The following is a 24,700-nucleotide window of genomic DNA, read 5'->3' as shown; positions in this document are numbered from 1 at the left end:
CCATCGCGACGCGTCACTGCCCCGGATGGTACGTCCGCTCCGTGTGCCCGACGAGCTGGTTCGGGTAGAAGTACACGGGCCGCAGGTTGCCGGTCGCGTAGCGCACGGCCTGGTCGGTGAAGTGCGGCGACTTCGGATCGCCGCTCTCGCCCCCGGCGCTCACGGCGCGCGCGCGCACGCTGTCCTTCCCGAACTCGATCGCCGCCACGAAGCTGTTGCCGGAGTAGCCGTACTCGCGCTTCGTGTCCGGACCGCGGCGCGCGCGGAACGACGCCAGCGATCCCCACAGCGCCGACGTGAATCCCACCGGCACGCTCGGCTGCGCGTCGTCGTAGTGCGCCACGAGATCGCCCGTCAGCCGCTGGAAGCGGTTGAACTCTCCCCACGGCGTGCGCCACGACCCGAAGTCGGTCGTCAGCCGCGCGACCGCCGCGTCGAGCGCCGCGAGCTTGTCGGCCGCCGACGTGCGCGCGAACAGCGCGTCGTCGCCCACGACGGAGCCGAGGCCGCGCCCCTGGCTGCGGCGGAACAGCTCCTCCGCCCAGAACACCGCGACGGTCGTCGGCACCGACTGCACGCCCCAGCGATAGTCCCACGCGCGCAGCGCCGCGATCGGGTCGGCGAGCTTCGGCTTCAGCGGATCCGTCGCCGGCGCGGCGTCGTACGCCGCGACGAGCTGCGGCACGAACCGCGCGAAGAACGGCTGCCACGAGTCGTACGCGATCGCGAGCACCGAGTCGAGCGTGACGTGCTTCGCGTTAGGCAGCAGCTGCAGCGCGTGCAGGCCGCGCTCGTTCTCGCCCGCGGTGTCCATGTAGCGCGGGAACGCCGACTGCTTCGGGCTCTCGGGCCCCGCCGCCGTGTACGGCCAGTTGTTCGAGTTGTACAGCCACCCGGTCGCCGGATCGACGAGATGCGGCATGCTCTCGGTGTCGTGCACGCCGCGCCAGTCGGTCGCCGGATCGCTGCCGTCCACGGGCTTCGTCCAGTCGAAGCGATCGTCGCGCTTCGGCACGAACTGCGGATGGAAGTACGCGATGTGCCCGTCCGCGTCGGCGTAGATGGTGTTGTTCGACGAGTTCGCCTTGTACGCGAACACTTTCTCGTACTCGGCGAGCGACCGCGCCTTCGTGCGCAGGTACGACTGGCTCAGGGCGGCCACGGGCGTGTTCATCAGGCTGACGGTGATCCACTTGCCGTCCGCCTCGCGCACGACGGGACCGTGATGCGTGCGGTACACGGTGAACGCGCGCTCGGCCATCGTCCCGTCGGGCGCGCGGTACGGCACGCGCACGGTCTGCGTCACGACGGGGCGCTCCCCGGTGCCGTACTTGTACGCGAACCGCCCCCCGTGGTCGACGATGGTCTCCGCGTACTCGTCGATGACGTCCACCGCGCTCGACGTGTGCATCCAGCCGAGTCGGTCGTTGAAGCCCTGGTAGAGGAAGAACTGTCCCCACGTCGCCGCGCCGTACGCGTTCAGCCCCTCGTCGCTCGTCATCTGCAGCTCGGAGCGGAAGAAGAACGTCGTATGCGGGTTGATGAGGAGGAACGCGTGCCCGTTCGCGGAGTTCTTCGGCCCGATCGCGATGCCGTTCGAGCCGGTGGGCTCCGGCGGCAGGATGTCGTCGATGTCCTGCTCGCGCTCCGGGCGCCCCTTCCGCGCCGCCCCCGGCCCGGCGTCGCCCTCCGGCGTGGACGTTGCGCCCGCGCGCTTGCCGTAGAACGCCTCGAGGTCGCGCAGCGACACGCTCTCGATGTCGCCGCCGATGCTCCCCTCGCTGAACGACAGCGCCATCCACGGCTCGAAGCGCGTGATGACGCGCGGCTTCACCTGTGGATGCGTGGCGAGGTAGTAGTTCAACCCGTCGGCCCATGCGGTCATGAGCGACTTGAGCCACGCCGGGCTCGCGGCGTACTGCGCCTTCAGCGTGTCGGGGTCGATGAAGAGCTTCATGCGCAGGTCCTGCCAGATCGCGCGCTCGCCCTCCGCCTCGGCGAGCCGCCCCTGCGAGTTGATGAAGTTCGTCTCGACGCGGTTGAAGTCGTCCTCGGCCTGGGCGTACACCATGCCGAACACGGCGTCGGCGTCGGTGCGGCCGCGGACGTGGGCGATGCCGTGGTCGTCGCGCGTGATGGTGACGGCCTGGGCCTGCTTCTGCCAGCGCGTGACGTCGGCGGTGGCGTCCTTCGAGACGCGCTGGGCGGAAGCCAGCGCGGGGGCGAGGATGGCGAGCGTGAGAAGCCTTCTCATCGGGAACTCGACGGAGAGAACGGGCGGGAGCGGAACCTCCCGAGAGCAACGCTGGCGACCGCTCGAACGTTGCCCGACGGGCGGAGCCACGTACAGTACCGGCACATGAACCTCTGGACCGACGACGCACCCGCGGCCTGGCGCCGCGCGCTGGACCGCTACGACGAGGTGATCGCCGCGCAGGGTGTCGCGCGCCTGCCGGAGCTCGAGCGCTGGTACCGCGACGAGCTGCCGCCGGCGATCGCGACGCGCGTGCGGCCGCACGTGACGCACGCGGAGCTCGTGCGCGTGACGGAGTGGAAGATGGCGCGCGGCGTGTGGCGCGCGCCGAACCTCGTGCTCGTGCGCGGCAACGACGCGGCGCTCGTCGCGCGCACGAGCGGCGACGCGCTGGCGCTCGTGCCGCGCCCGTCGGAGCCGGTGGCGACGCTCGCCACGCTCGCCGGCGTGGGTCCCGCGACCGCGTCCGCCGTGCTCGCGGCGGCGGCGCCCGACGTCTACCCGTTCTTCGACGAGCTGGTGTCGGCCCAGGTGCCCTCGTTAGGCCCCGTGAAGTACACCGTCCCGTACTACGCCCGGTACGCCGAGGCGCTGCGCGCGCGCGCGGCGCGTCGCTCGGCCTCACGCCGGCGGACGTGGAGCGCGCGCTGTGGGCCCACGCGGGCGGGAAGGCGGGTCGGCGGTGATGGGCGCGCCGGGCATGGCTCCACGTACGAGTTCGTGTGGGACTGAAGGAGGACTGAAGGAGGACTGAAGAAGGACCAACAACACCTTCTTTTGTGTTTGGTCCTTCTTCAGTCTCTCTTCAGTCCTTCTTCAGTCCAATGAAACCACGTACGTGGAGCCCCGACTGGCGGCGCCTAACGCAGCGGCGGTCCCTCGTACCGCGCCCGCGGCCGGATGAGCTGTCCCGTGGCCGCCTGCTCCATCGCGTGCGCCGCCCATCCCACGCTGCGGCCGAGCGCGAACAGGCGGAACGGCGCGTCGGGCGGCATGCCGTGCGCGCGCGCGAGGGCGAGCAGCGCGAAGTCGACGTTCGGCCGCTCGCCGCGCGCCGCCGCGGCGTCGCGCAGCTCGGCCAGCGCGTCGTCGAGCGGCGCGTGCGCGAGGAGCGCCGCCGCGCGCGAGTCGCCGTCGGGGTACAGCGGGTGGCCGAAGCCGGGGAGCGCGCCGCGCGTGCGCGCGTCGGCCAGCGCGGCGACGGGGCCGTGCCGGGCGGCGTGGTGCACGAGCGCGGCGACCGCGTCGGCGGCCCCGCCGTGGCGCGGGCCGGAGAGCGTGGCGAGGCCGGCGAGCAGGCACGCGGCGATCGACGCGCCGGTCGACGCCGCGACGCGCGCCGCGAACGTCGAGGCGTTCAGCTCGTGGTCGGCGAGCACGACGAGCGCGCGGCGCACCGCGTCGGCGCCGGCGTCGTCGAGCGACCAGCCGCGCCCGAGCCGAGCGTGCGCCGGTGCGGCGCCTCCGGCGGCGCCTAACGCGCGGACCAGCGCCGCCACCGCGCGCGCGGCGTCCCCGCGCAGCGCATCGACCGGCCGCCCCGTACTCGGCGGCGCGCGATCGGCGAGCGCGGCGAGCGCGGCGAGCGGCGAAGTCGCCGTCGTGCGCGCGGAGAGCCGCACCGGCCCGTCCGCCTCCCACAGCAGCGCCGCGACCGCCTCGAGCGTCGCGTGCTCGGCGAGCGCGATCGCGTCCGCGCCGCGATAGATCGGCCGTCCGTGGCGCACCGTGGAGATCGACGTCGCGACGGCGGGCTCGCCCCACGCGATGGCGCTCGCCGCGATGACCGATGCGCGCCGCCCGCGCGCACGACGCGCCGCGAGCGCGTCGACGTCCGCCGCGCTGTACAGGCTCCGCCGCGGATCGACGGGATCGGGCCGCACGGCGACGCGGCCTCGGCTCACGTACGCGTAGAGCGTCTGCGCGCGCACGCCGAGTCGCGCGAGGGCTGCGCGGCGCTCCAGCCAGCCCGCGGCGACGACGGCGTCGATGTTGATCGTGTCGGTCAAGATTGAGCCCCTCCGGGCGGACGATCATGCTCCGGTAAACCGGGGTCAAGGAGCGACGGATGACGAGCGGGCTGGAGGACGTGGTGGCGGCGGAGACGGTGCTCTCCGACGTCGACGGCGCGGCGGGGCGCCTAACGATTCGCGGGCACGCGCTCGACGAGCTGGCCGGCGCGTGGCGGTTCGAGGCGGTGGCGCGGCTGCTGCTCGACGGGCTCGTCGACGACCTGCCGCGAAGCGACGACGCGCTCGCCGCGGCGCTCGGCGCGGCGCGGCGCGAGGTGTTCGCGCGCTGCGCGCCGCTGCTCCCCGCGCTCGCGGCGCTCGACCCGTACGACGGCGTGCGGGCCGGCGTGGCGCTGCTCCCCGACGGCGATGCGGCGGCGGACGCGCTGCGCCTCGTCGCCGCGCCGGCGGTGCTCGCGCCGGCGCTGGTGCGCGCGCGGCGCGGGTGCGAGGCGATCGCGCCCGACGAGGCGCGCGGTCACGCCGCCGACGTCGTGCGCATGCTGCGCGGCACGCCCGACGCCGATCTCGCGGCGGCGCTCGACGCGTATCTCGTGACCGTGAGCGACCACGGGCTCAACGCGTCGACGTTCGCCGCGCGCGTCGTGGCGTCGACGCGGGCGGGGCTCGCGTCGGCCGTGCTCGCGGGGCTCGCCGCGCTCAAGGGGCCGCTGCACGGCGGCGCGCCGGGCCCCGTGATCGCGATGCTCGACGCGATCGCCGCGAGCGGCGATGCGCGGGGCTGGCTGGAAGACTCGGTGGCGCGCGGCGAGCGGCTCATGGGCTTCGGCCACCGCGTGTACCGGGTGCGCGATCCGCGCGCCGACGCGCTGAAGGGCGCCGTGCGTCGGCTCGCCGCGGCGCGCGGCGGCGGCTCCCGCCTCGCGCTCGCCGAGTCGGTGGAGCGCGCGGCGCTCGACGTGCTGCGCGAGAGGAAGCCCGACCGCGCGCTCGACACCAACGTCGAGTTCTACACCGCGCTCCTGCTGGAGGCGCTGGGCTTCCCCCCGGAGGCGTTCACGTGCGTGTTCGCGATGGGCCGCGTGGCCGGATGGATCGCCCACGCCCGCGAGCAGCGCGCGACGGGTCGCTTGATCCGGCCGCAGTCGCGGTACGTCGGGCCGGTGGCGTAGCTGCGTGGCTGCGTGGCTGCGTGGCTGCGTTCGGTCGTCACGCAGCCACGCAGCCACGCAGCACCGTCAGATCCCCAGATTCTTCTTCAGGAACGCCACCGTCCGCGGCCACCCGTCCTTCGTCGCCGCGAGGTTCGCCTGCTCCTCGGCCTCGTCGCGCTGCGGCTTCGGGTCGTCCTGCGCGCGGAGGAAGCCGTGGATCGCGCCCGGGTAGTTGATCCCGACGTAGCTCTTGCCTAACGCCTTCATCGTCGAGTCGACGGCCGGCATGGCCGAGCCGATGCGCGCGTCCTTCGAGCCGCTGAGGAGCATCACCGGCTTCGTGATCTTGCGAAGCGAGTCGGCGGTGGGCACCGCGCCGGTCATGTACGGCAGCCCGTAGAACGCGACGCCGCCGGAGAAGCCGCTGATGCCGCCGTTCACGGCGTGCTGCCACACCGTCGATCCGCCCCAGCAGTAGCCGATGACCGCGTAGCGCGGCGCCGCCGACGCCTGCGACATCGCCCAGCGCGCGACGGCGTCGATGCCGCGGTTCTTCTCGGCCGGCTCGACGCCCTGGATCAGCTTCCGCGCCGAGTCGCCGGAGAGCTCCACGGTGGTCGGTCCGCCGCGGACGCGTGACAGCAGATCCGGTGCGACGGCGATGAACCCCTCGGCCGCGACCTGGTCGGCGACGCCGCGCACCCACGTCGACAGGCCGAAGATCTCGTGCACGACGACGACGACCGGCGACTTCGCGCGGTTCGTCGACGGGTAGACGACCCACGCCATGAGCGAGTCGCGCGATCCGGGCTCCCACGCGACCTTCACCCACTCGCCGTGCCGCGGGCTGGCCGAGAGCCGTGCCGGGGCCGCGTTGTTGCTCGGCGGCAGCCCGGCGATGCCCTGCGAGCCACCGCCGTTCGCGTTAGGCGCGGCCATGTCGGCGGCGGACATGTGCGCCGAGTGCTCGTCCATCGGCGCGTTGCGGTGGCAGGCGGCCAATGTCATCCCCGCGACGGCGGGGACGGCGAGGACACGAAGGATGGACACGGTGCGCTCCGATCGGTTGGTCGTTGGGCGGTCTCCCGCCGGAAGATACTACCCGCGCGCGGCCTCCCACGCCGTGGTCTGCAGCAGCGTCGCCGCGTCGGGCTCGAGGCCGCGGACGTGGACGGGCGCGCCCGTCGGATTCTTCCCGAGCAGCGCGGCGAGGAACGTGCACGCCGCGAGGTACGACCCGGCCGGCGACGGGTGGCTGCCATCGGTGTCGTACAGCGACGGCGCGTCGGGGCGCGCGAGCACCCGCTCCCACGCCACGCCCACCGGCACGACGAGCGCGCCGAGCTCCGCGCCGATCGCCTCGTACGCGTCGGTGAGCGTGCGCTGCGTCTCCGGCGCGTGACGGCGCGCCCACGTCATGTACAGCGCCAGGCGCGCGCCGCTCGCGCGAACGGCCTCGTCGAACAGCCGCACGTTCTCGTGGAAGCGCTTCGCGTTCTTGACCGGGAGCGTGCTCTGCTCCTGCAGCACGACGACGTCGTACGCGCCCGTCGCGATGCGCTCGGCCGCGACGCCCTTGTTCCAGTGCATCTTCAGCGACGCGCCGCCGGCCCAGATCAGGTCGTGCGTCACGCGCTCGCCGGCCCACTCGGCGAGCGACGCGAGCAGCGCGGGGACGTCGTTGCGGGCGGTGAAGCTGTTGCCGACGAAGAGGACGTTCATGTTGTGCTCGGTCGGGTCACGCGGAGCCGCGGAGCACGCGGAGAACACCAACGGCTTTGGGTGGTCTCCGCGTCCTCCGCGGCTCCGCGTGAGATCACATGGCCGCCTTCGCGAGATCCCCGACCGCGTACGCGAGCTTGTGCGCGCGGGCCGCGTCGGACGACGAGCGGGCGTCGCCGTGCAGCTGGGTGGAGAGGCTCGTGAGCGCGTCCGTGCGCGTCTGGCCGGACAGCCCCTCGGCACGCGCGAGCTCCTGCCTAACGGCGGCGATGCGCTCGCGCGACAGGCCGCCGTCGCGCTCGAGCTGATCGACGTAGGCGCGGGCGAGCGCGAACGACGGCGGCCACACGAGCTTCGGCTGCTCCTGCGCGTTGAAGTGGTCGAACACCACCGTCTTCGCGGCGTCGATCTCGTTCTGCGAGAGGTACGCGCTCGGCGCGAGGTCGAAGATGTCGAGGCCGCGCGCGATCTCGGACGCCACGATGTGGCCGTTGTACCAGTACGACGACCAGTAGCCCGCGCCGACGAGCTTCGTCGCGTCCATCGGGCCGCGGTCGAAGTACGCGATCTCCGTCGGGTGCTTCGGGTCGGTCCAGTCGAACACCGAGATGCCGCCCTGGTACCACGACTGCACCATGACGTCGCGCCCGGGGATCGGGATGAGCGTGCCGTTGTGCGCGACGCAGTTCTCCTGCGGCGTCTGCGGCGCGGGCATCTTGTAGTAGCTCTGGAACTCCATCTGGTTGTTCCGGAGCGTGAAGATCGCGTCGGCGCCCCACTCCGGCTTGTCGGTCACGCGGCAGCGCGGCGCGGTGCCGCCGCCCCACTCGTCGCTGAACAGGATCTTGTCGCCGTCGTTGCTGAACGTGGCGGAGTGCCAGAACGAGAAGTTCGAGTCGGCCACCGCGCCGATGCGCGTCGGGTGCGCGACGTCGTGGATGTCGAGCAGGAGCCCGTAGCCCGCGCACGCGCCGCCCGCGAGCCCGATCGCCGGGTACGCCGTGATGTCGTGGCACTGCGTGGGGCCGGTGCGCGGGCCGCGCGTGCGGCCCGCACCGCCGCCGCCCGCCGTCGCGCGCGCCGCGCGCCGCTGCGCCGCCGCCGCGCTGTCCGCCGGCGTCTCGTGATGGACCGGCGGCGCGGCGAGGTTCGAGAAGATGCGCGGGCTGCTCACGATGTGCGCCTGCTCGGGGTGCGCGACCGGCACCTGGATCACCTCGATGCGGAACAGCGCGGAGTTCGGGTCCTCCTCGAGCGTCGCGCCGGAGCAGCCCGCGAGCTCGGCGGACGAGCGCACGGTGGCCGAGCCGGAGACGTAGATGTAGACGTTCTCCGGATCCTTCGGGTCGGTGACGAGCGTGTTCGTGTGCGACCCGCGGCACGTCTGCACGATCGTGATCGGCTTCGGGTGCGCGACGTCGCTGATGTCGATGATGCGGATGCCGCGCGCGCGCTCGCGGCTCACGGTGTCCTGCACGCCCTGCAGCCCGCAGTCGGTGCGCCCCGAGAGCGCCTCGGCGGAGACGAACAGCAGGTTCTTGTACACCGTCACGTCGCTCTGCGAGCCGGGGCACACGAACGCCGTGCGCAGCGTCGGCGCCGCCGGGTTCGTGATGTCCCACACCTGCCAGCCGCTGTAGTTGCCCTGGAAGACGAGGTTCCCGGTGAACGCGAGGTCGGAGTTCGTGAGCCGGTTGTCGCCCGGCGTGCTGAGGTTGAGGAAGTCCGCCGACGGCTTCGTGCTGGAGACGAGCTTGAGGTTCCAGATCGCCTGGCCGGCGTCGAACCACCCCGCCTTGAGCCCGACGCGCGGATCGGGCCGCGGCGCCGCGGCCGTCGTCGCGTTAGGCATCCCCGGGACGGAGGCGGTGGAGTGGGCGCAGGCGGCGACGGCGGCGGCGGCGGCCGCGAGGAACGCGAACGGGGTGGGTCTCACGGGTGAAGCCTCTGGGGGTGAGGAACGCTGCGTGGCTGCGTAGCTGCGTGGCTGCGTGGATGTCGGATCGCACGCAGCCACGCAGCGCCGTTCAAGGTTTCATGCTCTCCAGCATGGAGGTCATCCGGTCGATCTCCGTCGACTGATCGGCGCTGACGTCGGAGACGAACTTGTAGACGGCGTCGTCGTTCGCCGCTCCGGGCGCGGCGAGGAGCTGGTCCACCATGGTGAGCGCGCCCTGGTGGTGCTTGATCATCAGCGTGAGGAAGAGCCGGTCGAACTCGGCGCCGCGCGCGTGGTCGAGCCGCTGCAGCTCCTCGGCGGTCGCCATCCCCGGCATCATCTCGTGGTGCATCCCTTCCATGCCGGGCATGCCGGCGACGTGGGCCGGGTCGGGCACGTCGAGCGCGCGGTCCCCGAGCCACCGCTGCATGAACGCGATCTCGTCGCGCTGCGCGACGACGATCCGCTCGGCGAGCACGCTCACCGCGCGGCTCGCGCCGTGCGTCGGGGCCCAGCCGGCCATGAGCACGGCCTGCGCGTGGTGGCCGATCATGCCGGACATGAACCGCACGTCGGCCGGGGTGAACGGGGGCCGGCCGTTGTCCGCGCGCGCCTTCGCGGCCGGCGAGGCGGCGGGCGGGGCGGCGGGCTGGGCGTGCGCGGCAGCGGCGCCGAGCAGCGTCGCGGCGGCGAGCGTGAGCAGGGGGCGCGAGAGTGTGAGCATCGTCACGTTGGCGAGTCCCGCGCGCCGGGGAAGACTCCACGTTCGCTCGTTCGCAATTCAGGGAATGGAAGGCAATTCGCCGAATTGCCGTGCATGGCTTGAATTGAAAACACCCACCGTGGAGCTCCGCCGGGCGCGCGCCGAGCCGGCGTCGCGAGCGACCCGGCCCGCCAGGAATACGCCGCACCGGCTGGCGGCGTTGTCGATCGGGGCCACCGCCGTTCGTCGAACGTGAGAGGCACGTTGCCGCGGCGACGTGCGCGCTGCACCTTGCCCGTCCCTCCCAACCCCCCGCCCATGCCCACCGCTCCCCAGGCCGGCGACGTCCTCCTGCTCGTCGGCACCGTGAAAGGCGCCTTCATCCTCCGCGCCGACGCCGAGCGCGGCGCGTGGACGATCGACGGCCCGCACTTCCCGGGCGAGTCGGTCTACGCGATGGCGTACGACGGGCGGGGAGGCCGGAACCGCCTGCTCGCCGCGACGCGGAGCTTCCACTGGGGAAGCGCGATCCGCACGAGCGACGACTTCGGCGCGACGTGGTCGGGGCCGGAGCGGCAGAACGTGCGCTTCCCGGAGGACTCGGGGCTCGCGCTCGTGCAGGTGTGGCAGATCGTCCCCGGCCCGGCGGACGAGCCGGACCGGCTGTGGGCGGGCGTCGAGCCGGCGGCGCTGTTCGAGTCGCGCGACGGCGGCGAGAGCTGGGCGGCGGTGGACGGGCTGCTGCGGCACGAGCACCGCCCGCGCTGGCAGCCCGGCGGCGGCGGCCTCTGTCTGCACACGATCGTCCCCGACCCGACGCGCGCGGAGCGGATGCTCGTCGCGATCTCCACCGCCGGCGTGTACCGCACCGACGACGGCGGCGCGACGTGGCGGCCGCGCAACGAGGGCGTGCGCGCGGAGTTCCTGCCGAACAAGTACCCGGAGTTCGGCCAGTGCGTGCACAAGGTGGTGCACCATCCCGCGCGCCCCGAGCGGCTGTTTCTGCAGAACCACTGGGGGCTCTACCGCAGCGACGACTGGGGCGACTCGTGGACCGACGTCGCGAACGGCGTCCCGTCCGACTTCGGCTTCGCGATGGCGATGCACCCGCGCGACGTCGACACGGTGTACATCGTGCCGATCCAGTCGGACGAGTTCCGCATCACGCCCGACGCGAAGCTGCGCGTCTACCGCACGCGCAACGCCGGCGCGTCGTGGGAGCCGCTGACCGCGGGGCTGCCCCAGGAGGACGCGTACGAGACGGTGCTGCGCGACGCGCTCGCCACCGACGCGCACGACCCGGCGGGCGTCTACTTCGGCACGCGCAGCGGCAAGGTGTACGCCTCGGCCGACGGCGGCGACTCGTGGACCTGCCTGGCGGACGCGCTGCCGTCGATCTGCTGCGTGAAAGTGGGAGTGGTCGGGACGCCTGCTGCGTAGCTGCGTCGGTGCGTAACTTCAGACCCACACGCAGCCACGCAGCTACGCAGCCACGCCGCGAATGTCCCTCACCGTCCTCCTCCCTCGTGCCCTGTACCCGTACGCCCGCGGCAGCGCCACGCTGCGGCTGGACGAGCGGTGCCTAACGGTGGGCGATGCGCTGTCGGTGGTGAAGGCGCGGTGGCCCGGCGTGGCGGACCGCGTGATGACGGAGCGCGGCGACGTGCGCGAGCACGTGAACATCTTCGTCGGCGAGGAGAACGTGCGGTTCGCCGAGGGGCTCGCGACGCGCGTCGACGACGGCGACACGATCATGATCGTCGCCGCGGTGAGCGGCGGCTGAGTCGCGTGACGGATCTCTCGCGCGAGGAGGCGCGCCGCTACGCGCGCCAGATCACGCTGCCCAACGTCGGGGCCGAGGGGCAGCGGCGGCTGAAGCACGCGCGCGTGCTGCTCGTCGGCGCGGGCGGGCTCGGGTCGCCGGCGGCGCTGTACCTCGCCGCGGCGGGCGTCGGCACGCTGGGGCTCGTGGACTTCGACGTCGTCGACGCGTCGAACCTGCACCGCCAGATCCTGCACGGCACCGCCGCCATCGGCACGCCGAAGCTCGACTCGGCGCGCGCGCGACTGGCCGACGTGAACCCGCACGTGTGCGTGGAGACGCACGAGACGCGGCTCACGTCGGCGAACGCGATGGAGATCCTCCGCGACTACGACGTCGTCGTCGACGGCACCGACAACTTCGCCACGCGCTACCTCGTGAACGACGCGTGCGTGCTGCTCGGGAAGCCGAACGTGCACGGCGCCATCTTCCAGTTCGAGGGGCAGGCGTCGGTGTTCTGCACGCCCGATGGGCCGTGCTACCGGTGCCTGTTCCCCGAGCCGCCGCCGCCGGGGCTCGTGCCGAGCTGCGCGGAGGGCGGGGTGCTCGGCGTGCTGCCGGGACTCGTCGGGACGATCCAGGCCACCGAGACGCTGAAGCTCGTGCTGGGGCTCGGCGATCCGCTCGTCGGCCGCCTGCTGCTCGTCGACGCGCTCGGCATGAGCTTCCGCACCGTGCGCGTGCCGCGCGACCCGGCGTGCCGCGCGTGCGGGACGCGCGAGATCACGACGCTCATCGACTACGACGCCTACTGCGGGACACCGATGCCCAACCAGGACGACGACGCGCTGGAGATCACGCCGCAGGAGCTCGCGGCCCGACGGGCCGCCGGCGCGGACCTCGACCTCATCGACGTGCGCGAGCCGCACGAGTGGGCCGAGGGCCGCATCGCCGGCGCGCGCCACATCCCGTTAGGCACGCTCGCCGGCGCGATCCCGTCGATCGACGGCTCGCGCGAGGTCGTCGTCTACTGCCGCTCGGGCGTGCGCAGCCTCCACGCCGTGCACCAGCTCCGCGCGGCGGGCATTCCCGCGGTGTCGCTCGCCGGTGGGATCCTGCGGTGGGAGGACGACGTCGGGGTCGGGTGATCTCGAGCGGGGAGGGCCTTCTGCCGTGCATTTGAACCGCAGAGGACGCAGAGGGCCGCAGAGAACGTCAACTGCTTCTTCAACCACAGAGGACACAGAGGACACGGAGGAGAACCCTTTCAAGAGAGTGGGTTTCCTCTGTGTCCTCCGTGTCCTCCGTGGTCCAATCGAAGAGGGCAGTCCTCTGCGACCCTCTGCGTCCTCTGCGGTTCGTTCATTCATATGGCGACGGCAGCTCTCCGCGCCCTCCGGGGCTCCGGGTGATCAGAACACGCGCCGCTGCAGTCGACTCACGGTGAACCGCGCCGTCTCGGCGATCGCCATCACGGTCATCACGCCGGCCTGCACCGGATCGGTGACGACGAGATCCGCCGCGTCGGGGACGCTGCCGGCCATGTTGAGGCTCACGACGAGCAGCCCCTGCGCGCGCACCTCGCGCACCGCGCGCTCGATGTCGCCGCCCATGAGCGAGCCCGCGAGCACGAGCGCGGCGGCGCGCGGCAGCCGCGCGACCGCGCGCACCGCGTCGGCCAGCGGCTGCTCGCCGACGAGCGGGATCGTGTCCACCGAGATGCGCTCGCCGCGGATGTTGTGGCGATCGGCCTCGGAGATGGCGCCGATCGCGACCTGCCCGACCTGCGCGCCGCCGCCCATGATGATCACGCGCTTGCCGTAGATCGCGCGCATCGACTCCACGCGCTCCACCGCGCGCACGACGCGGAGCGCGCGCAGCTCGTCGAGCAGCGGCGCGGGATCGTCGGGGAGATCGATCTCGAAGTACACCTGGTCCTCGCCGCCGCCGCGGCTCGAAATCTCCACCGACGCGATGTCGCCGCGGTGCCGCGCGATGACGCCCGTGAGCTGGTGCAGGATGCCGGGGCCGGCGTCGGTGCGCACCAGCACGCCGATGCGGTCGCTCATGCGCCCGTCCCGCCGTCGGGCGACATCGTGTAGCACCACGCCTCTCCCTCGAGCACCGTCTCGCCGGTCTGCCGCGTGACGACGATGCGCAGCTGCGTCACCGGCTTCGTGGCGTGCACGCTCACGACCTCCGCCTCGGCGGTGATCGTGTCGTCGACGTAGACGGGCGCGGTGAACTTCCAGCTCTGGCTCAGGAACACCGAGCCGGGACCGGGCAGATCCATCGCGACGAGCGCGTGCAGCAGCCCGGTCGTGAGGCCGCCCTGCACGACGAGCGCGCCGAACCGCGTGCGCGCGGCGAAGTCGGCGTCGAAGTGCAGCGGGTTGTAGTCGCCGGTCAGCTCGGCGAACGTCTCGACGTGCCGACGCGTGAGCGTGAGCGAGCGGCGCGCGCGGTCTCCGACGCGAGGTCTCATGGGTGGTCTCGGGCCGTGCCGTTCATGTCACGCGGAGCCGCGGAGCACGCGGGGAACGCCGACGACACGAGTGGCGTTCTCCGCGCGCTCCGCGGCTCCGCGTGAGACAAGATAAGCACGAGCTGCCGCCGAACGGTCGCGCATCACGTCACGGCCGTACGTTCGTGAACACGTCCGTCAGAATGAGCTTGCCGTCCTGATAGCACGTCTTCACCTGGGGCATCTTGATCCCCTCGACCTCGATCTCGCCCTCGAAGTAGCACGTGTAGTCGCGCTGCGTGTCGTGGACCGGAGCGGAAGCACTCCTTCTCCCGTACGCCTTTCACGAGGTGCCGGTCGTCCACCGCGCGCGCTGCCCGGTAGAAGCCGTCGGACTTGCCGATCTCGAAATCCTCTGCGCGGTCGCGTCGTGGGGACGGGCATCACGGCGCTCGGCCCGCCCCGCGGCCGAATATCCGCCGCCCTTCATGACCTCACAAGCTCCCGGCGGAACGCATCCGGGGATCCAATGGCGAAAGAAGGGATCTCGAAATCCTTCCCATCGCCGTTGGATCCCCAGGGTACTCGCCTGTCACCTCGCCCCATCACTCCGCGCGCAGCGCCACGAGCGGGCTCACGCGCCCCGCGCGCCACGCCGGCACCGCCGCCGCGACGACGGTCACGAGCACGAGCACCGCGCCCGACGCCGCGAGCACGAGGGCGTCGCGGGCCGAGGTGCGGAACAGCATCGGCTGCACGAGCGGCGCGAGCGCGAGCGCGGCGACGATGCCGCCGGCGACGCCGGCCGCGGTCATGCGCGCCGCGTCCACGACGACCGCGCCGCCCACCCGCGTGCGCGAGCCGCCTAACGCGAGCCGCACCCCCATCTCCCGCGTGCGCCGCGCGGCGAGGTACGACACGACGCCGAACAGCCCCACCGCGGCGATCGCGAGCGCCAGCGCGCCCAACGCGGTGAACAGCGTCGCGCCGAGCCGCCACGGGCGCAGCTGCGGATCGAGCAGGTCGGCGTACGGGCGCACGCGCGCGTACACGGGACGCGGGCTCGCGCCCTGCAGCAGCCGCTGCACCGCGGGCGCGAGCCGCGCCGGGTCGCCGGCCGCGCCGACGAGGATCCCGAACACCTCCGGGAAGTCGCCGGCGACCGGCGCGGGCGGCGGCAGCTGCTCGAACGGCACGTAGTACTGCATGAGCGTCGCCTCGCGTCCGTCGGGGCGCAGCGACCGCGCGCGCGAGTCGGCGACCACGCCGACCACCTCGCGGCACGGCAGCGTCGTCGGCGCCGCGGGCGACGGCGGCAGCGCGGGATCGAAGCCGATGCGCACGCACTGGCCCACCGCGCGCTGCCCGGGCCACACCTCGCGCGCCATCGTCTCGTTCACGATCACGACGAGCGGCGCGCCGCGGCGGTCGCCGGGCCCGAACAGCCGGCCGTCGCGCAGCCGCGCGCCTAACAGCTTCAGGTACGCGGGCGTCGCGCCGTACATCAGCGGCAGCTGCTCCCCGGCCATCGGCGGCTCGGCGCGCCCCGGGACGCTGATCGGCGGAATGTGATGCGGCCCGAACGGCACCGCCTGCACGACCGTCGCGCCGGTGACCCCCGCCAGCCGCGTCAGGCGCTCGGCCAGCGCGACGTGCAGCGCGTCCCGCTCGCGTGGTGGCAGCGGGTCGCGCACGTCGAGCGTCGCGAGCAGCAGCCGGTCGGGGGAGAAGCCGAGGTCCTGCACGCGCACGCGGTGCAGGCTGCGCACGAACAGTCCGGCGCCCGCGGCGAGCAGCGTGCACAGCGCCACCTGCAGCACGACGAGCGCGCGCTGCGTGGCGGGGCGGCGCGCGGCGACGCGCTCGCCGCCGGCATGCAGCGCGGGAGCGATCGCGCGCGCCGCGGCCAGTGGCGAGAGCCCCGCGAGCAGCCCGGCCACGCACGCCGCGAGCACCGTCGCGAGCACGACGCGCGCGTCGAACGCGCCCGCCGGCGCGAGCCCCGGCAGCAGGGTCACGCGCACGACGTCGGCGATCCATCGCGACGCAACGAGCCCGCACGCCGCGCCCGCCGCCGCGAGCAGCAGACTCTCCACGAGCAGCATGCGCGCGAGCCGCCCGCGCCCGGCGCCCAACGCCACGCGCACCGCCACCTCGCGCCGACGGCGCTCGCCGCGCAGCAGCAGCAGCGTCGCGACGTTCGCCGTGGCGACGAGCAGCACGACGAGCGCCACGCCGGAGAGCCACAGCGCGACCCGCGCCTGCGCCGACTCGCGCGCCGCGCCGAGTCCCGGCGCGAGCGGCTCGAGCCGCGCCTCGATCGACGCGTCGGGCCGCGCGGTCACCTCGCGCAGCGCCGCGGTGGCCGCCTGCGTCGCGACGTTAGGCGCCACGCCCGCGCGCACCTTCGCGAGCACCGAGACGACGTTCATCCCCGGCTCGCTCCTCCACGCCGCGGGCCGGTCGCGCATCGCGGCGGAGAGCGGCACGAACACGTCCACCGCCGCGGCGCCGTCGCCCCGGAAGTCGGGCGCCGCCACGCCGACGACGGTGAACGGCGCGCCGTCCACGACGAGCGTGCGCCCGAGCACGGCCGGGTCGCCGTCGAGCCGGTGCTTCCAGAACGCGTGTCCCAGCACGACGACGGACCTCCCCGCCGGCGGCGCGTCGTCGGCCGCGTCGAAGAACCGACCGAGCGCGGGGCGCGCGCCGAGCAGCGTGAAGTAGCGCCCCGTCGCCTCGACCGCGGTGACCGTCGTCGTCGCCGCGCCGGCGCCGAACGTGAGCGTGTCGGTGCGCACCGCGGCCGCCGCATCGAACGCCGACGTCGCGCCGGCGAGCGCGCGGAACGCCGGGTACGACGTCGTCGTCACCGCGTACGCGTCGCCGTCCGCGGTCGTGACGCGCAGCGCGACGCGGGATACGCGCGCCGCGTCGGACACGCCCGGCGGCGGCGCGAGCATGAGCTGGCGCACGAGGCCGAGCATCGCGGCGTTCGCGCCGATGGCGAGCGCGAAGCTCGCCACGACACCGGCGACGAGCGTCGGCTCCCGGCGGAGCGAGCGAAGGGCGTGGCGCACGTCGGCGAACATCGGTGGCTCCTGGTGGAGGGTGGCGAGGCACGACGTTCGTTCGTCACGCCGGCTCCGTCAAACGTTGCGGGACGAAGCGGCGCCGCCGCCGGACGAACTCGGGCTCGCTCGCGTCCGCCCCGCGCCTCGAGCGGTCGCACCGTGGCCTCGCTCAGGAAGCTCGTGTGCTCGAACCGCCGCCCCCACGAAAGCGGCGTGACGCGCGGTTAATTACCAGCGATGCCCGACCAACTCGACATCTTCGGCGCCGCCCCACTGCCGCCGCTCCCCGACGGCTTCCTCTATCGCGAGGAAGTGATCACGCCCGACGTCGAGCGCGACGTGATCGCGCGCATGCGCGAGCTGCCGTTCCGCGAGTTCGAGTTCCACGGCTACACGGGCAAGCGCCGCGTCGTGTCGTTCGGCTGGAAGTACGACTTCGAGGCGCGCGTGCTGCACGAGGCGGACGACATGCCGCCGTTTCTCGTCGCGCTGCGCGAGACCGCGGCCTCCGTCGCCGGGCTGGCGCCGGCCGCGCTGCAGCACGTGCTCGTCACGGAGTACGGTCCCGGCGCGGCCATCGGCTGGCACCGCGACAAGGACGTCTTCGGCGAGGTGGTGGGGATCTCGCTGCTCTCGCCGTGCACGTTCCGCCTGCGCCGCGCGGTGGGCGAGCGGTGGGAGCGCGTGAATCTCGTCGCCGAGCCGCGCTCCGCGTACGTGCTGCGCGGGCCGTCGCGCACCGAGTGGGAGCACAGCATCCCGGCGGTGGAGGCGCTGCGGTACTCCGTCACGTACCGGAATCTCCGCGGCGCGTGAACGGCAGGATCGGGTGCGCGCTGCACGGCTCCACGTACGAGTGTTCGTGGGACTGAAGAAGGACTGAAGGAGGACAGTCCCTCTTCAGTCCTCCTTCAGTCCTCCACGAACACGTACGTGGAGCCCTGCAAGGCGCGTCAGATCGCTGGCCGCTTGAGATGGATGTCCGTGTTCTTCTGGAACTGGTGCGCCACGGAGAGAATGAGGTCGTCGTTGTAGAGATTCCCCGTGATCACCCCACCGATCGGCTGCGGCTTGAGCTCCGGCGCGGGCTGCGCGGGCGCGGTCGCGCCGCGCCCGCCGCCGACCTGCTGCGGGACGTCGAACTTGTACGGCACCACCGCGCACGGATGCCCCGTCTGTGCGTTCGGCGCGATGTCCGCCCCGGGCGCGCCGATGAACAGGTCGAGGTCCTTCATGAACTCCGCCCACCGCTGCACGAGCACGTAGCGGCGCCGCTGGTTCTGCACGAAGTCGTAGGCCTTCATGATGCGCCCCTGCACGAAGCGGGGGTCCCAGTCGGCCGCGGCCATCGGCGTGCCGGCGGTTGCCGTGGGCGAGGTGCCCGGGTAGGGTGCGTTCCGCGGGTTCGGCATGGCCACCACGGTGTTCAGGTCGAGGCCGATCTCCTTCGCCTTGCGCACCACGTAGTCGTCGAATGCCGCCGCCCCCTCCACGTCCAGCCCCTCTCCGCGAATCCCCGGCACGGTGGGGCGCGGGCCGATGTCGCGCGGCGCCATGCCTAACGCCTTCAGCTTGTCGACGAGCTCCTTCGGCGCCTGCGGGTCCACGCCGACGCGCAGCGACGCGAGCTTGATGCTCGGGTCGAACTTGAACGGCGTCGTCACCGTGGATGGATCCTTCTCGTCGACGCCGTGGATGACGTTGAACACCATCGCCGCGTCCTCTACCGTCCGCGTGATGGGGCCGACGCGGTCCTGGGTCCACGCGAGCACCATCCCGCCGTAGCGGCTCACGCGCCCGAACGTCGGACGCAGCGCGCTCGTCCCACAGCGCAGCGACGGCGACACGATGGAGCCCTGCGTCTCCGTGCCGATGCCGAACGCGACGCACCCCGCCGCCGTCGCCGACGCGGGGCCGGCCGACGAGCCGCTCGATCCCTGCGACAGGTTCCACGGGTTGTTCGTGCGTCCGCCGAACCACTGGTCGTTCTGCGCGAAGAGACCCGTGGAGAGCTTCGCGAGCAGCACGGCGCCCGCGTCGCGCAGCCGCCTCACGACTTCCGCGTCGTCGTCGATGACGCGCGTCTCGAAGTCCTTCGCGCCCCACGTCGTGGCGATGCCCTTCGTGGCGAAGAGATCCTTCACGCCGTACGGCACGCCGTGCAGCGGCCCGCGCCACGTGCCCGCCGCGATCTCGCGGTCGCGCTCCGCCGCCTCGGCCATCGCCTGGTCGCGCAGGATCGTCACGGCGAAGAGCAGCGTCGGGTTCAGCCGCTCCAGCCGGTCGAGGTAGATCTTCGTGATGCGCGCCGACGTGAGCTTCTTCGCCTTGATGAGCGCCGAGATGCGGTGCGCGGGGAGAAACGCGAGGTCCTCGTCGCTCGTCGGCACCGGGCCGCTCCACGGCGCGAGCGGGAACGTCGCGCGCTGGAACGCGGCGGGACCCTTCTCGCGCACGAGCTTCTCCATCAGCGCGCCGGTGCCGCCGGGATACGGCATGAACTGCTCGGCCGGCGGCTCGCCGTTGCCTAACGGATAGGGCGGCACCTGCGGCTGCGCGGGGGGCTGGCCGGCCGTCGCGGCGGGCGGCTGGGCGCGCCCCGTGTGCGCGCCGAAGGTCGTCGCCGCCGCGGCGGCGATCGATGCGAACAGGAAGGCGCGCCGGTCGACGCCGGTCGTGTCCGCGGCCTCCTCGGCGCGGCGCTCGAGCTCGGGGAATGCGGCTTCCAGGAGATCTTCGGGCCTGTCCACGGGAATGCTCTCCATCGGTGGGTGGTGCGGGGAACGCTGGCACTCCCAAGGTAACACGCGCACTCGTCAATCGACTCCGACCCCAGTGATCGCGCGCAGCCGCGCGAGCAGCACCGCACCGGCGACGAGGCACAGCGCCGCCGTGTAGAGTCCCGGGAAGTAGCCGCCCGCGCGCAGTGCGAGCGCGAGGTGCGCGACCCCGTTCCCGACGCCGCCGCCGAGCGCGAGGAACGTCGCGCCGAGCGCGCCTAACGAGGCGGCGCGGCCGCGGCGGCGCATCGCCCACAGGCTCGCCGCGAACACCGCGAGCCACGCCGCGTTCACCGCGAGGAAGCGCGCGTCGCGCCACGCGTACCCGAACAGCGCCGGCAGCGCGCGCTGGAAGCCGGCCCGGTCGCTCGCACGCGACGCGGGCTAGGGGACGGCGCGGAACGCGTCCACCACGAAGCCGTTCTCCTCGTCGGCCACGTTCACCACGTAGTCGACGAACACGTTCGACGGATAGCCGAACCGCGCGTCGTACCGGGTCGTGATCTGCGCCGCGCGCCGCCGGATCGCGTCGTCGACGAACGCGAACAGCGCCTCCACCGTCGGGAACGACTCGTCGAACCGCGCGTCGACCGGCGTGCCGGTGAGATAGCGCCGGCTCTCGACGCGCCCGCCGCGCACCGTCACGACGACCGGCCCGACGACCTCCTGCGGGCAGAAGCAGGTACGCCGCAGCGTGATCTCGTACGCCGACGGCGCCGCACCTGCCCACCGACGCAGCGCGGCCGAGAGATCCGACTCCGCGTCGGTGGGTGCGCGGCACGCGAGCCCGGACAGGAGCGCGAGCACGATCGCCGTTAGGCGCCAGCGGCGGAACGTCCCGACAGGATGACAGGACGGACAGGATGAGAACCTCCCAAAGAGTGCAACTGCGACAGCCGTCTTGGTGACTGTCATCCTGTCCGTCCTGTCATCCTGTCCAGAAAGACGAGCCAGTGGTCCTGTCCATCCCGTCACGCGATGGATCGGATCGCGTCGCGCAGCACGTCGGCCGAGCGCTCGAGGGCAGCGCGCTCCTCGGGCGCCAGCTCCGGCGCCACCACCTCCACCGCGCCGCCCGTGTCGACGATCGTCGGCAGCGACAGCGCGACGTCGTGCAGCCCGAGCGCGCCGCGCTGCACGCGGGACACCGTCTGCACGCGCCGCTCGCCGCGCGCGCTGGACCGGAGCAGCGCCGCGGTCACGAGACCGATCGCGTGGTTCGTCGCGCCTTTGCGCCGGATGATCTCGTACGCCGCCCGCCGCACCTGCTCGGCCATCGGCGCCTCGCGCTCGCGCGTCCATCCCGGCCACTGCCGCAGCGGACGCCCGCCGACCCACGCGCTCGACCAGAGCACCACCTCGGAGTCGCCGTGCTCGCCGACGACGTGCGCGTGCACCGAGTGCGGCGCGACGTGCAGCGCCTCGCCGATCGCCTGCCGCAGCCGGGCGCTGTCGAGCATCGTGCCCGTGCCGATCACGCGCTCCACCGGCAGCCCAGACGACTCGGCCACGACGTACGTCAGCACGTCCACCGGGTTCGTGACGACGACGACCAGGCCACGGTAATCGCGCAGGCGCGCGCCGACGTCGCGCATGACGCGCGCGTTGTCGCGCAGCAGGTCGAGGCGCGACTCGCCCGGCTTGCCGCCACGGCCGGCGGCGATCACGAGCGCGTTCGTGGCGAGCAGCTCGTCGAACGGCGCGGCGCGCACGGTCGCGGCGGGGTAGAACGCGGCGCCGTGCGCGAGGTCCATCGCCTCTCCCTCTGCGAGCTCGGCGCGCAGGTCGGAGAGCAGCAGCTCGCCCGCGAACCCCGCGTGCAGCACGGACATCGCCACGCTGGCGCCGACCCAGCCGGTGCCGAGGATGCCGACGGAGAAGCGGACGGTGGCGTCAGGCACGGTCGCGTTAGGCACGGTGGTGGGTCAGGGCACGGCGGCCGCGCCGTCCGGGCCGGTCCAGTCGTAGACGTGCGCCGCGCCGCCCACCCGCCAGCGTGTGGGCCACGCGGTGTGCTGCCAGTCGAGCGGCTCGGCCAGCGGCTGCGGGCGCGCGGCGAGCGCGAGCGCCGCACGTAGATCGCGGCGCCGCGTCTCGTCCAACGCGTCCGGCGCGAGCGACACGAACGTCGGCGTGCCGCTCCGCGCGAGCAGGTCGAGCCACTGTCGGTCGTACTCCCACGGGATCGCGTTGGTCACACCGACGCAATCGGCGTCGGTGGCGTAGAACGTACCGTGCTGCGGCGCGCGGAAGGCGAGCGTGTTCACACCCATCTTCCGCGTGCGCGACCATTCCGTCCCGCTGGTGTCGTCGCCGATGCGACAGAGCTCGAACCGGCCCGCCGAGAGGTGGCTCACCGTGTTGCAGCCGATGACGAGCGCGTCGCCCGCGGCGTCGCGGATGGTGCGATACAGCTCGTCGATCACCTCCGCCGTCGTGCGGACGGGGCCCTCGGCGAACGTCCACCCGTCGCGCGTGAGGCCCGGTCCCATCTGGAAGCCCCACCGGCCGAAGACGTCGAACGTCGTGTAGTCGTGCTTCATCAACTCGTAGCCCCAGCCGCGCGCCCGAGCGAGATCGTCGGCGACCTTGCGACGCACCTCGGCCACGGTGGGGTCGAGCACCGTGCGCTCGCGCGACAGTCGCCACGCGTCGGGCGCGTCGGCGGGCGCCTGCAGCGGGCGGATCCAGAGTCCCGGCCGCGCGCCCGCGCGCCCGATCTCGGCGGCGAGCCCCGGCATGTCGGGGAACTTGTCGTTGCCGCGGTCCCACGTGCCCACGCCGGCCTTCTCCGCACCGCGCCCGGGCTGCCAGCCGTCGTCGATGACCGCGTACGGCCGGTTCGCGCCGGTCGGCGACAGCTCGACGACGTGCCGCGCGTCGGCGAGGACGGTGGCCGCGCTGTTCCTGCCGTACGCCCAGTACCAGTCGTTGCTGCCGTAGACGGGGTGGGCAGGGAGCCGCGGTGCGGCGCACAGTCGCCGACACAGCGCGCGCACGGCGGCGAACGGCGTCTCGTTAGGCAATCCGGCGCGGCCGACGACGTCGCACACGGCGAGCGCGCGCTCGCCGAGCCGTACGCCCACGCCGCCGCTGCGCACGTCGGCGAGCAGGCTGAGGCCGCGCGGGTCGCCCTGCCACGCGCAGAACGCGCGCGCGCCCGTGCGCACGCCCCACCCGTGCGTGACGCGTCCGTCCCATGCCGCGACGTACCACGGCATCACGCGGTCGGGGACGAAGCCGCGCCACTCGAGGTCCCCGTAGCCTCGCTCCCACGCGTCGCCGAGCAGCAGGCGCGTGCCGGCGAGGTCGCCGCGCCAGCGGAGGTGCAGGCGCGTCACCGCGGCGTCGGGCGCCGTGAGCTCCACGCGCATGCCGCCTGCGGCGTCGCCGGGCACCTCCCGCACCGTGACCGTGATGCCGTCGCCCTCCCACCGCCCGCCCGCCGCGCGCAGCCGCTGCTCGCCATCGGCGGTGCGGACGAGCACCGCGTCCGGCGCGCGCCGCACGTCGACGAAGCCGCTCGGCGCGTCGTCGGTGCGGAACGTTAGGCGGCCGACCGACAGCGCGGCGGCAGCGGCGGCGCTCTGGTGGAGGAAGTCGCGGCGCGTGGGCATGCCGGAATCTGGCGCGAAGGGCGCGAGGTGTGAACGGCCGAGGAGGACTCGCCTGGGACGACTCCACGTACGTGTTTGACCAGGACTGAAGAAGGACTGAAGAGCGACTGAAGAAGGACCAAACACAACGTCTTCGTTGTTGGTCCTTCTTCAGTCCTCCTTTCAGTCCTTCTTCAGTCCTACACGAACTCGTACGTGGAGCCCTGCACACGACGAAGACGTCGTCACGGCGAAGCGTCGACGCACAGCCGCTCCATGCCGAGGCCGCTGATCACGAGCCGCTCCTTGTCGTCGCTCAGCAGGCGCCGCGTCCACGGCACGGGACCGCCGTCGGCGAGCTCGATCTCGCCCGCCGCGCCGTCCGTCGCGTAGACCTTGAAGCACGCGCCCTCGTAGTAGCCGCGCCCCGCCGTGCGCGTCGGGTCGAACGCGATCCGCGCCTCGGGAAACCGCGCCGCCAGCGGCTCGAGCACGCGGTCCGTCAGCGTCGACGTGAGCGCGCCATCGGTCACGTCGGTGATCGCGACGTGCGGCGCGGTGAACGGCTTGCCGAGCGACGCCATCGCGCCGACGAGCCGGAGGTAGAACTCGACGTGCTCGCGCAGGCGGTCGGCCTCGAACCGGAACGCGCCCGCGTCGCGCCCCGCCGTGCACAGCGCGAGCACGCGGAAGTGCGCGAACGAGCGGGCGCCGTGGTAGAGCGGCGTGCGCACGAGCCGGTGCGACGTGGCGAGCAGCACGGGCTCGCGGCGCGACCCCGGGTCGCGACGGCGCGCCGCGCACTCCAGCGCGAGCACGTTCGTGCAGTCGGAGACGACCTCCGTGCTGCGGTCGGTGGCGACGATCTTGTTCTGACTCACCGTGGCGAGCGCGGAGCAGGCGCCGAGCGGCGCGAGCGGCGACAGCTCCATCGGCGCGTAGCCCGCCGGCAGCAGCGACCACGCGAGCCGCTCCGCCTCGCCGAACCGCCGCGGGTCCACCGGCGACGGGCGCACGAAGCGGTTCGCCGCGTACTGCGCCACGAGACGGCGCGGCGTCACCGCGGCGGCGTGCCGCTCGTGGACGGCGATGAGCAGCGACTGCAGGTCGGTGGGCGCGAGGCGGGCGAGCGCGTCGAGCAGGTTAGGCACCCCGGTCTCGCGCGCGAGGCGCTCGATCAGGCCGTCGGGCATGTGGGCTCTCTCTCGTCGGGCGTGCTTGACAGGATGCGCCGCGCGGCGAGGATGGGGGAAGACCCCGACGGATCTCAGGAGGACCT

General features: G+C 73.2%; 21 protein-coding genes. 6 read left to right on the top strand and 15 right to left on the bottom strand.

Features of this window, described 5'->3' with window-relative positions:
• Nucleotides 1-13: 13 nt before the first annotated feature.
• Nucleotides 14-2,254, bottom strand: coding sequence for a penicillin acylase family protein (locus J421_RS03370; protein WP_025409756.1), 2,241 nt, complete (start codon nt 2,252-2,254; stop codon nt 14-16).
• Between the two features lie 105 nt (nt 2,255-2,359).
• Here J421_RS03370 and J421_RS03365 point away from each other — a divergent pair, with 105 nt between their 5' ends.
• Complete coding sequence (locus tag J421_RS03365) at nt 2,360-2,986, top strand: hypothetical protein (protein WP_025409755.1); 627 nt, start codon at nt 2,360-2,362, stop codon at nt 2,984-2,986.
• A 128-nt stretch (nt 2,987-3,114) separates the two neighbouring features.
• On the opposite strand, the gene J421_RS03360 is transcribed toward J421_RS03365, so the two are convergent.
• Nucleotides 3,115-4,263 carry a citrate synthase gene (locus J421_RS03360; protein WP_025409754.1) on the bottom strand — a complete coding sequence of 383 codons (1,149 nt, stop codon included), beginning with the start codon at nt 4,261-4,263 and terminating at the stop codon, nt 3,115-3,117.
• Nucleotides 4,264-4,322: 59 nt separating this feature from the next.
• On the opposite strand from J421_RS03360, the gene J421_RS03355 reads away from it, so the two are divergent.
• Nucleotides 4,323-5,399 carry a citrate synthase gene (locus J421_RS03355; protein ID WP_025409753.1) on the top strand — a complete coding sequence of 359 codons (1,077 nt, stop codon included), beginning with the start codon at nt 4,323-4,325 and terminating at the stop codon, nt 5,397-5,399.
• Between the two features lie 66 nt (nt 5,400-5,465).
• On the opposite strand, the gene J421_RS03350 is transcribed toward J421_RS03355, so the two are convergent.
• The 4 genes from J421_RS03350 to J421_RS03335 form a co-directional block, all read right to left on the bottom strand.
• Nucleotides 5,466-6,431, bottom strand: coding sequence for a dienelactone hydrolase family protein (locus J421_RS03350; protein ID WP_148306136.1), 966 nt, complete (start codon nt 6,429-6,431; stop codon nt 5,466-5,468).
• Between the two features lie 48 nt (nt 6,432-6,479).
• Entirely contained in the window at nt 6,480-7,103 is a 624-nt protein-coding gene (locus tag J421_RS03345; RefSeq protein WP_025409751.1) for an SGNH/GDSL hydrolase family protein, read from the bottom strand.
• Nucleotides 7,104-7,197: 94 nt separating this feature from the next.
• A complete protein-coding gene (locus J421_RS03340) occupies nt 7,198-9,039 on the bottom strand; it encodes an LVIVD repeat-containing protein (protein WP_104022195.1) in 1,842 nt (613 codons plus the stop codon).
• A 91-nt stretch (nt 9,040-9,130) separates the two neighbouring features.
• Entirely contained in the window at nt 9,131-9,766 is a 636-nt protein-coding gene (locus J421_RS03335) for a DUF305 domain-containing protein (RefSeq protein WP_148306135.1), read from the bottom strand.
• Between the two features lie 297 nt (nt 9,767-10,063).
• Here J421_RS03335 and J421_RS03330 point away from each other — a divergent pair, with 297 nt between their 5' ends.
• The 3 genes from J421_RS03330 (at nt 10,064) to moeB (ending at nt 12,655) form a co-directional block, all read left to right on the top strand.
• Nucleotides 10,064-11,185 carry a WD40/YVTN/BNR-like repeat-containing protein gene (locus J421_RS03330; protein WP_025409748.1) on the top strand — a complete coding sequence of 374 codons (1,122 nt, stop codon included), beginning with the start codon at nt 10,064-10,066 and terminating at the stop codon, nt 11,183-11,185.
• A gap of 61 nt (nt 11,186-11,246) precedes the next feature.
• A complete protein-coding gene (locus J421_RS03325) occupies nt 11,247-11,528 on the top strand; it encodes a MoaD/ThiS family protein (RefSeq protein WP_025409747.1) in 282 nt (93 codons plus the stop codon).
• The gene (gene moeB / locus J421_RS03320) at nt 11,525-12,655 is read left to right on the top strand and encodes a molybdopterin-synthase adenylyltransferase MoeB (protein WP_025409746.1); all 1,131 of its coding nucleotides are present in this window, start codon (nt 11,525-11,527) and stop codon (nt 12,653-12,655) included. The genes J421_RS03325 and moeB overlap by 4 nt, the downstream gene beginning before the upstream one ends.
• A 264-nt stretch (nt 12,656-12,919) precedes the next feature.
• Here the strand turns inward: moeB and J421_RS03315 are convergent, their stop codons facing one another.
• The 3 genes from J421_RS03315 to J421_RS03305 all read right to left on the bottom strand — a co-directional run bounded on the left by J421_RS03315 (nt 12,920) and on the right by J421_RS03305 (nt 17,063).
• Nucleotides 12,920-13,576, bottom strand: a complete 657-nt coding sequence (locus J421_RS03315; RefSeq protein ID WP_104022194.1) for a DUF5612 domain-containing protein — start codon at nt 13,574-13,576, stop codon at nt 12,920-12,922.
• Complete coding sequence (locus J421_RS03310; protein WP_025409744.1) at nt 13,573-13,992, bottom strand: MaoC family dehydratase; 420 nt, start codon at nt 13,990-13,992, stop codon at nt 13,573-13,575. Before J421_RS03310 ends, J421_RS03315 begins: the two co-directional genes overlap by 4 nt.
• Nucleotides 13,993-14,576: 584 nt before the next feature.
• Nucleotides 14,577-17,063: an ADOP family duplicated permease gene (locus J421_RS03305; protein WP_025409743.1), complete on the bottom strand. Its 2,487-nt coding sequence runs from the start codon at nt 17,061-17,063 to the stop codon at nt 14,577-14,579.
• A gap of 219 nt (nt 17,064-17,282) precedes the next feature.
• On the opposite strand from J421_RS03305, the gene J421_RS03300 reads away from it, so the two are divergent.
• Nucleotides 17,283-17,861 carry an alpha-ketoglutarate-dependent dioxygenase AlkB gene (locus J421_RS03300; protein ID WP_025409742.1) on the top strand — a complete coding sequence of 193 codons (579 nt, stop codon included), beginning with the start codon at nt 17,283-17,285 and terminating at the stop codon, nt 17,859-17,861.
• Between the two features lie 137 nt (nt 17,862-17,998).
• Here the strand turns inward: J421_RS03300 and J421_RS03295 are convergent, their stop codons facing one another.
• The 6 genes from J421_RS03295 to J421_RS03270 all read right to left on the bottom strand — a co-directional run bounded on the left by J421_RS03295 (nt 17,999) and on the right by J421_RS03270 (nt 24,614).
• The gene (locus J421_RS03295; RefSeq protein WP_025409741.1) at nt 17,999-19,810 is read right to left on the bottom strand and encodes an amidase; all 1,812 of its coding nucleotides are present in this window, start codon (nt 19,808-19,810) and stop codon (nt 17,999-18,001) included.
• A 51-nt stretch (nt 19,811-19,861) separates the two neighbouring features.
• A complete protein-coding gene (locus J421_RS03290; protein ID WP_025409740.1) occupies nt 19,862-20,119 on the bottom strand; it encodes an HXXEE domain-containing protein in 258 nt (85 codons plus the stop codon).
• Nucleotides 20,120-20,209: 90 nt separating this feature from the next.
• On the bottom strand, nt 20,210-20,632 hold the full coding sequence (locus J421_RS03285; protein WP_025409739.1) for a DUF6174 domain-containing protein: 423 nt from the start codon (nt 20,630-20,632) through the stop codon (nt 20,210-20,212).
• Between the two features lie 164 nt (nt 20,633-20,796).
• Nucleotides 20,797-21,741: a lactate/malate family dehydrogenase gene (locus tag J421_RS03280; protein ID WP_025409738.1), complete on the bottom strand. Its 945-nt coding sequence runs from the start codon at nt 21,739-21,741 to the stop codon at nt 20,797-20,799.
• Between the two features lie 9 nt (nt 21,742-21,750).
• A complete protein-coding gene (locus J421_RS03275; RefSeq protein WP_025409737.1) occupies nt 21,751-23,442 on the bottom strand; it encodes a twin-arginine translocation signal domain-containing protein in 1,692 nt (563 codons plus the stop codon).
• Between the two features lie 224 nt (nt 23,443-23,666).
• A complete protein-coding gene (locus J421_RS03270; protein ID WP_025409736.1) occupies nt 23,667-24,614 on the bottom strand; it encodes a hypothetical protein in 948 nt (315 codons plus the stop codon).
• Between the last annotated feature and the right edge of the window lie 86 nt (nt 24,615-24,700).

This window comes from Gemmatirosa kalamazoonensis, from assembly GCF_000522985.1.
In the GTDB taxonomy this organism is placed as follows: domain Bacteria; phylum Gemmatimonadota; class Gemmatimonadetes; order Gemmatimonadales; family Gemmatimonadaceae; genus Gemmatirosa; species Gemmatirosa kalamazoonensis.
Note: the sequence above shows the minus strand (reverse complement) of the source record. Positions and strands in the feature narration are given on the sequence as shown.